The organism is Bacteroides xylanisolvens XB1A (genome assembly GCF_000210075.1).
Taxonomy (GTDB): domain Bacteria; phylum Bacteroidota; class Bacteroidia; order Bacteroidales; family Bacteroidaceae; genus Bacteroides; species Bacteroides xylanisolvens.
The window spans coordinates 5,101,139-5,106,991 of sequence record NC_021017.1; the positions used below are offsets into that span (position 1 = coordinate 5,101,139).

Genomic DNA, 5,853 nt, shown 5'->3' on the forward strand with positions numbered 1-5,853 from the left:
TCAGGGTCAGTACATAGTAATACCCGGACCGTCGGCAGCAGGAAGAGTACCTTCATAAACTTCAGTCAATTCGGTAATCGGAGTCATCGCAAGAGCTAGACTGTCTGCTTGTGCCTCTGCGGCTTTGTTTGCTTTTGATTGGCATGATGCCAAAGCAGCTACGACTGCTGCTAACATAATTACTTTTTTCATCGTTAAGTGCTTTAAGTTAATATAAATATAGTGAGCTATTGCTCGTTTTTTGCTATCCTATTCCTGTTCATCGTCCCGTTTGATGACAAGCAGTTTGTCTACTCGTCCGCGGTCCATGTCCACCACTTCGAATTGCAGATTCTTGTAGGTGAAGATGTCTCCTGCTTTCGGGATGCGACCAATCAGGAACATGGCCAATCCACCCAGAGTGGTGAAGTCTTCCGATTCCAGATCTTCGTAGGATAGGATACCCATTTCCTCCATGAAGTCGTCGATATTCATTGAAGCTTCCACCAGCATTGAACCATCCTGCCTTGTGACGATTTCTTCTTCTTCCATTTCATCCTCTTCAAGGATGTCTCCAAAGATACTTTCGGTCAGGTCGTGCAGTGTGATAATGCCTTCTGTGCTGCCATACTCGTTAACAACAACTCCGAACTTGTTTTTGTTCTTCTTAAATAGCTCTAAAACTTTATTTGCATACAAACTTTCCGGAATAAAGAGGGGAGGACGGGCAATTTCGCGCAGGTTAAACACCTTTTTGTTGCCTACCATCAGGATAATATCCTTTACGGAAACCACACCGATAATCTCATCTTTCCGTTCGTCTACCAATAGATATTTGCTGTAATGTTCTTCTTCGATAATCTTCATCACCTTTTCCTGTGTATCATCGGGATGAAGGATAATAAGATCTCTGCGATGTGTCATCAGTTCGTTGGCGCGTTTATCAGAGAAACGGAATACGTCGCGTATCATTTCCGTTTCCTCTTTGTCAATCACACCCTGCTCCGAACTTTGGTGCAGGATCATTTTGATTTCTTCCTGTGTCATGGGGCGTTCTTCGCTTTTCAGACCGATAAGTTTGTTCAGTAACCGGGTAGAGACGCTTAGCAACCACACAAAAGGATAAGAAACCTTCGTCAGCAGAATCATGACCGGGCTGAACAAAGTGGCGTACCGTTCCGGATTACTAAGAGCAATGGATTTAGGAACCAGCTCTCCGATAATCAGAGAAAGATAGGTGATGATTGCTACGGTAGTAATCATTGCCAGGTTGCGTGCGTATGCTTCTGCGCCCGGAATGAGAGAAAAGAAAGGTACGAGGTCGTCGGCAATAGCCACACCACCATACGCACCGGATACGATACCGATCAGCGTGATACCAATCTGAATGGTAGACAAGAACTTTTCCGGTTCTTCCAATTGTTTTAAAACTCCTCGGGCTGATTTGTTGCCTTTTGCGACAAGTGTTTCAAGACGTGCTTTGCTGGATGATACCAACGCAATTTCATACATGGCAAAAATGCCATTCAGTATAAGTAAGAAAAGTATGATAAGAAATTCCATAAATGGATTTAAATGGTTATAGGGTCGAAATTACAAGAAATCGGGACACTATGCAAATATGTGTAATATATTAATGAAAATTTAATAATCGTGTTGTCTTTTTTGTGTAATCATAATAATATAATTGAGGCACGGATTACGCAGATTTCACAGTTTCAATTAAATAAGACCTGTGTTAATCCGTGTAATCCGTGCCTTAATAAAAATCAACAGGAAGTTTTGAACTCTTCCTTATATATTAGATAAACTCTTTACTTCTTAGCGTAGCTGTCTGCTTTGGCTTTTGTACGTTCAATGCGCTTTTGAGTGTCCGGATGTGAAGAGAACATTCTTTGTGCATAGGATGCTTTAGGAGCATCTTTTGCAAGTTCTGCCAATTTACTCAAGGCATTTGCCATTGCATAAGGGTCGATGCCGTTTTTTACACAGAATTCAACACCATAATCATCGGCTTCATTTTCTTGCTTTTGTGAGAATTGTGCACCGGCAAGAGCTTCTGCCATGGCTCCCAGTTCGGAGTCTGTCAGTTTGGCTACTTTGTCGTTGGCTGCACCTGCCGCGTTCTTCACAGCTGAACGTAGGTAGGCATTTTTCATAGCGTCTTTGGAATCTGTGTGAACCACATGACCGATTTCATGACCTACCACTGCCATTACTTCTTCATCCGTCATAACATCCATCAGACCGGCGCAGATACGTACACTACCGTCACCGCAGGCAAAGGCGTTTACGTCTATTACTTCATATACGCCAAAGTTAAGTTTCAGTCCGTCCACTTCTTTGATATGTCCCGTCAGTTTCTCCAGACGTTTGCCATATTCAGTATCAGGTTTTGTCAATGGATTATGAGCATCCATCCATGCCATATATTCCTTACTCATATTAGCAATGTCCGCATCAGATAACGTAACGGCTGATACTACATCTTTACCTGCTTGCAAAGCTTTTCCTAAATTAATCTTCTTGCCGAATTGTGCAGAAGCTGTCATTCCCATGCCTAATAATACGAAGGCAATCATAGCGATTTCTCTTTTCATACTCTTTTTCTAGTTTAATGTTCTATGCATAAATTAATACTCAAATGTTATTCCTAATGTGGGGAGCAAAGTCCCGCTCGATTGTTTGAGGCGTTTCATTTTATAGTGTTGGCTGTCGGCAGGAGCTTCCGGATTCTCGATGATGCCGGTGCTCATCAGCACATCCTGCTGTTTCAGTTTGCTGGCCGTGATATTCTGCAAATCAAGATAGAATCCCAGCATGCAATGTTTCAGATAAAATGTCTTGTCAATGCGGAGGTCTACCTGTGCAAAGGCCGGAAGACGTTCCTTATTATATTTCGAATAGTCGTAATATGCTTTGCCTTGTGCATTCCAGGCGGATACCAAAGATGATTTTTCTTCATCGTATGGGGTATAAGGAGCACCGCCGATGCAACTGACTTTCATGCCGACACTCCATTGGTGGGGCAGATTGTAAGTTCCCCGTAAATTGAAAATATATCGGTTGTCCCATGCGGATGCGATGTATTCGCTCTTTTTGTCGTTGCGGTATTCACTTTTAAAGATGGTGAAAGAGGAAGCCAGATTCAGTTTCTTGGCGATCAGCCATTTTACCAGAATCTCCGCGCCATACGAACGTCCTTGAGCGGTAGAAGTCAGCAACTCATTGCCAATCACTCCATAGTCATTTCCTTTGCAGGTAAGAGGAATCCCGTCTACAACGGAGAGCGGAATTTTGTCATAGTCTTTATAGAATCCTTCGACGGAGACTTCGAACGTATCTCCTTTGCGCCAACTAATGCCCAGACTTTCTTGGCTGACTTTCATATAGCGCAGATTGTATTTGTTGACATACATTCCGTTATTATCTTTAAAACCGAGTGCCGTGTAAGGAGGCAACTGATAATAAAGTCCTGCATTTCCGCTTACGAACCAGTGCTCGGCAAGTTGGTAGGAAAGCGATATGCGGGGAGAAAGCTGGTCGGAGAGTGACTTCATGGCCGACGAATAATTGTTGGCATCAGCTCTCAATCCCAAGGAAGCTGTGAAACGTTCGTCCATCGAAGAGTAGCTGATAGTGCCGAAAAGTCCCCAACGCATCATTCCCAAATAGGTATGGTAATCAAACGTTTGTGCCTGATTGGTATATGCCTTTTGAAAGGTGGTATTGGTATATTGACTATAATCCAGATTCACTCCGAGATTGACTTTCCAGTTGCGGAAAGAAGAATTGTTTTCGAAGCGGAACTTCGTTTCCTGTTCGGTAGAACGGAAGCGGAGCATCAGATTCTCCGGAATGCTTTCATCATTCTGCCGGTATTTGGTATTGCGGTTGTTCAGATAACTGTGACTGACTACCACCGATTGCACATGCGGCCCTGCATAGTGACGATATACAGCACCTAAGGTAAACGTTTCCTGCTTGATTTTTGGCAGGTAACTAAGGATATATTCATTGTCCTCGCTATCTGCTTTCGTGTTCAATCGCATATTGTCGATTCCTCCAAGCCCCAATACCGTCAATTCGTTCTGTTCGTTGAACCGGGTTTTCAATTTGAATTGCGCATCGGTGAAAGTCGGCAGGAAAGGCAGGTCGAGCATATCAAACAGGAATTGCAGATAAGATTGACGCACGGATACTAGATACGAGGTCTTTTTTCCAATATGCCCATTGGAGGCCAAAGAGACTTCGGATGCTCCAAGGGTAGCTTTTAGTGAGTTATGCTCCATGTCTCCGTCGCGCAATTTGAAATCAAGCACGGAGCTAAGTGCGTTCCCTCTATCAGTGGGAAAAGCACCGGTATAGAAATTTACTTCACGTATCAGGTCGGCATTAAGGATTCCCACCGGACCGCCGGATGCTCCTTGCGTGCTGAAGTGATTGATATTGGGTATTTCCACTCCGTCCAGATAGAAACGGTTTTCAGAAGGAGAACCACCGCGTACAATCAAGTCATTGCGGTAGCCGATAGGAGAGAAGGCAACTCCCGGATAAGACTGAACAATACGCGAAATGTCTCGATTGGCTCCCGGACTCTTTTCTATTTCCTGCAATCCGATGATGCGCAGGCTGACCGGACTTTCCAAGTCGCGCCGGAAAGGAGAAGCGGTGACGGTTACTCCTGCGAGTTCGGTCAGGTTCTCTTCCATTTCTATCGAAATGTTCAGATCTTTGGTAGATAAGATATATTCGGGAGTAGTGACACTCTTGTAGCCGATGGCTGTCGCTTGCAGACGGTAGATGCCGGGAGGCACTTGTTCGATGGTGAAATGACCTTCCGCATTGGTGACACCACCTTTATTCAGCCCAAGAACCATTACGTTAATGAATTCTAATGGCTGACGGCTGTTTTTCTCAATCACCGTTCCCTTTATTTGATGTACAGGTTGTGCCTGTAACAGGGAAAACAGGATGTTAGAAAATAGTAGCAGTGTCAATAGTTTTTTCATGTGATTGCCAATTGTCGGTGCGAAAGTACGAAAAAAGTATTAAATAATGATACCTTCCGTGAATAAAAAAAGAATCACTTCTGATTTGGTTCGTTTTACCTGCTGATAAAGTTAGTCGGGTTTTGTTTCACATTTCATTTTTATATCTTATTTTTGTGGGACATATTAAAACAGATTCCTTATGAAGACTGTAAAATTGATAACTTGTAATGATGCGATGAAGGCACATATCCTTCAGGGAGCATTGGAGAATGAAGGCATCGAGTCTATTCTGCACAATGAGAATTTCTCTACTTTGTATAAAAGTTGCGTAAGTAGTATAGCAGGGGTGGATATATTGGTGGCAGACGAAGACTACGAGAATGCTGTCCAAGTGTTGAAGGATAACGATAGTTGGCCGGAAGAGTTAACGCTTTGTCCGTACTGCGGTTCATCGGACATCCAGTTGGTTTTGAGAAAAGAAAAGCGTTGGCGTGCTATGGGGGCTGCTATCATTTCTGCATTAATGGTCATTCCTCCGGGAGACAACCACTGGAACTATACCTGTAAACAGTGTCATAAAAACTTTGAAATGCCGGTTGCTAAATTTAATCCTGCTGCAGAACCAGAGGAATAATTATATCTAACTATTTATAACACACAATGGAAAAGAAAAAAAATCTATTAATTGCTCTTCTTTTAATTTGGGTAGCTCCCTCTTTTGCTGCCAAAGTAGATACCTTGTTAATTAAAAGTCCTTCCATGAATAAGGAAGTGCAAGTGGTCGTTGTTACGCCGGATGCTGCATCAGGAAAGAAAGCGGTGGCTTGTCCCACCATTTATTTACTGCACGGTTACGGTGGAAATGCTAAAACATGGATTG

At 43.2% G+C, this 5,853-nt stretch carries 4 protein-coding genes and 2 pseudogenes; 2 read left to right on the top strand and 4 right to left on the bottom strand.

What is annotated here, in order from left to right:
- The 4 genes and pseudogenes from BXY_RS19925 to BXY_RS19940 form a co-directional block, all read right to left on the bottom strand.
- Positions 1-192, bottom strand: a pseudogene (locus BXY_RS19925) (copper resistance protein NlpE); the annotation flags it as partial.
- Positions 193-249: 57 nt separating this feature from the next.
- Positions 250-1,542 (bottom strand): hemolysin family protein, encoded by a 1,293-nt coding sequence (locus tag BXY_RS19930; RefSeq protein WP_004296963.1) that lies wholly within the window; start codon positions 1,540-1,542, stop codon positions 250-252.
- 251 nt (positions 1,543-1,793) lie between these two features.
- The gene (locus BXY_RS19935; protein WP_008021674.1) at positions 1,794-2,579 is read right to left on the bottom strand and encodes a M48 family metallopeptidase; all 786 of its coding nucleotides are present in this window, start codon (positions 2,577-2,579) and stop codon (positions 1,794-1,796) included.
- A 33-nt stretch (positions 2,580-2,612) separates the two neighbouring features.
- Positions 2,613-4,991 carry a TonB-dependent receptor gene (locus BXY_RS19940; RefSeq protein WP_015532790.1) on the bottom strand — a complete coding sequence of 793 codons (2,379 nt, stop codon included), beginning with the start codon at positions 4,989-4,991 and terminating at the stop codon, positions 2,613-2,615.
- 181 nt (positions 4,992-5,172) lie between these two features.
- On the opposite strand from BXY_RS19940, the gene BXY_RS19945 reads away from it, so the two are divergent.
- Positions 5,173-5,607, top strand: a complete 435-nt coding sequence (locus BXY_RS19945; RefSeq protein ID WP_004316013.1) for a putative signal transducing protein — start codon at positions 5,173-5,175, stop codon at positions 5,605-5,607.
- Positions 5,608-5,633: 26 nt separating this feature from the next.
- A pseudogene (locus tag BXY_RS19950) lies at positions 5,634-5,853 on the top strand (esterase family protein); the annotation flags it as partial.